The organism is Kitasatospora sp. NRRL B-11411, assembly GCF_000721345.1.
Classification (GTDB): domain Bacteria; phylum Actinomycetota; class Actinomycetes; order Streptomycetales; family Streptomycetaceae; genus Kitasatospora; species Kitasatospora cineracea.
Window position 1 is genome coordinate 1 of record NZ_JOGH01000263.1, and the last position, 1942, is coordinate 1942.

Below are 1942 nucleotides of genomic sequence, written 5' to 3' on the forward strand. Positions count from 1 at the left end.
GGGTAGCAGTGGGGTACCGGTGTGCGGAGCGGAGGAGGGGGTGGGCCATGACCGGCTCGCAGGCGTCGAGGGCCCGGGTGGCGCGACGGATCGCCACGGCGGCGGCCTACGGAGGCGGTGGGCTGGGGCTGCTGGGGGTGGGGCTGGCGGGGGTGCTGCTGACCGAGAGCCGGATGGCGATCCGGGCGATCGGGGTGCTGGACGGCGATCCGCCGTTCGCGGACGGGGTGTACGGCGAGGCCTTCGCCGACCCGGAGGACTCCCGGCCGCCCCTGCTGCTGGCGTTCCTGGGCGATTCGACGGCGGCCGGGCTGGGGGTGCAGCGCCCGCAGGAGACGCCGGGTGCGCTGCTGGCGTCGGGCCTGGCCTCGGTCGCGGAGCGCCGGGTGCGGCTGGTGAACGCGGCGCGGACGGGGGCCCGTTCGTCGGACCTGGCCCGGCAGTTGGAGTCGGCGCTGCCGCAGCGGCCGGACGTCGCGGTGCTGATGATCGGTGCGAACGACGTGACCCGGCACGCCCCGGCGGCCCGCAGCGTGCGCGAACTGGGCGAGGCGGTGGGCGCGTTGGTCTCGGCGGGGTGCCACGTGGTGGTGGGCACCTGTCCGGACCTGGGCACCATCAAGCCGGTCCGGCCGCCGTTGCGCTGGGTGGCGCGGCGGTTGAGCCGGCAGCTCGCGGCGGCGCAGACCATCGCGGTGGTGGAGGCGGGCGGGCGGACGGTCTCGCTGGGTTCGCTGCTGGGGCCGGAGTTCGCCACCCGCCCGGAGCTGTTCGCCGCGGACCGCTACCACCCGTCGGCGCAGGGTTACGCGACGGCGTCGATGGCGCTGCTGCCTTCGCTGTGCGCGGCGCTGGACTTGTGGCCGCAGGAGTCGCCGGAGGCGGGCGGTGCGGTGGAGCCGCAGGCGGTGCTGCCGGTGGCGGTGGCGGCCGCGGCGGCGGCGGGGCGGTCGGGCACCGAGGTGTCGGCGGCCGGTCCGGCGAACGGCACCTGGCGGTGGGCGACGTTGAAGCAACGCTTCCGGCTGGCTCTGCCGGGCGGGGAGGAGGCCGGTGCGGTCGAGCCGGACGCCGACCGCCCGCCGCGGGGGGACGCGTCGGCGAACTCACATCCGGAGGCGGATGACGCCGGAGCTACCAAGCGGTAACTTTCCCGGGAGATCCGCCGGATCGCGTCCCGAGGTCACTCAGCGAGGAGCCCGCCATGCCCGAAGCCGTCATCGTCAGCGCCGCCCGTTCGCCGATCGGCCGGGCGTTCAAGGGCTCGCTGAAGGACGTCCGCCCGGACGACCTGACCGCGCAGATCATCGGCGCCGCGCTCGCCAAGGTCCCGGAGCTGGACCCGCGGCAGATCGACGACCTGATGCTGGGCTGCGGCCTGCCGGGCGGCGAGCAGGGCCACAACCTGGCCCGGATCGTGGCCGTGCAGATGGGCATGGACTACCTGCCGGGCGCGACCATCACCCGCTACTGCTCCTCGTCGCTGCAGACGACCCGGATGGCGCTGCACGCGATCAAGGCGGGCGAGGGCGACGTCTTCATCTCGGCGGGCGTCGAGACTGTCTCGCGCTCGATCAACGGCACCTCGGACGGCATGCCGGGCACCACGAACCCGCTGTTCGACGAGGCGCAGGCGCGCACCAAGCACCGGGCGGAGACGGGCGGCGGTGAGTGGCACGACCCGCGCGAGGACGGCCTGGTGCCGGACGCGTACATCGCGATGGGGCAGACCGCGGAGAACCTGGCCGCGCTCAAGGGCATCACCCGGGCCGAGCAGGACGAGTTCGGCGTGCGTTCGCGCGCGGGGGTGACGGTGGAGGGCGTGTCCGGGCTGAAGCCGGTGTTCCGCCCCGACGGCACCGTGACGGCCGGTAACTGCTGCCCGCTCAACGACGGCGCCGCCGCCCTGGTCGTCATGTCCGACACCAAGGCCCGCGAACTC

At 74.9% G+C, this 1942-nt stretch carries 1 protein-coding gene and 1 pseudogene; both read left to right on the top strand.

Annotated features, from left to right (window positions below; translation table 11 throughout):
- Nucleotides 1-47: 47 nt before the first annotated feature.
- The gene (locus tag IH44_RS0139740; protein ID WP_030464727.1) at nucleotides 48-1148 is read left to right on the top strand and encodes an SGNH/GDSL hydrolase family protein; all 1101 of its coding nucleotides are present in this window, start codon (nucleotides 48-50) and stop codon (nucleotides 1146-1148) included.
- Between the two features lie 56 nt (nucleotides 1149-1204).
- Nucleotides 1205-1942 (top strand): annotated as a pseudogene (locus IH44_RS0139745) (acetyl-CoA C-acyltransferase); the annotation flags it as partial.

Excerpts from the sequence above, each read along its gene's own strand:
- IH44_RS0139740 (WP_030464727.1), top strand. The coding sequence starts at position 48 with ATGACCGGCTCGCAGGCGTCGAGGGCCCGGGTGGCGCGACGGATCGCC.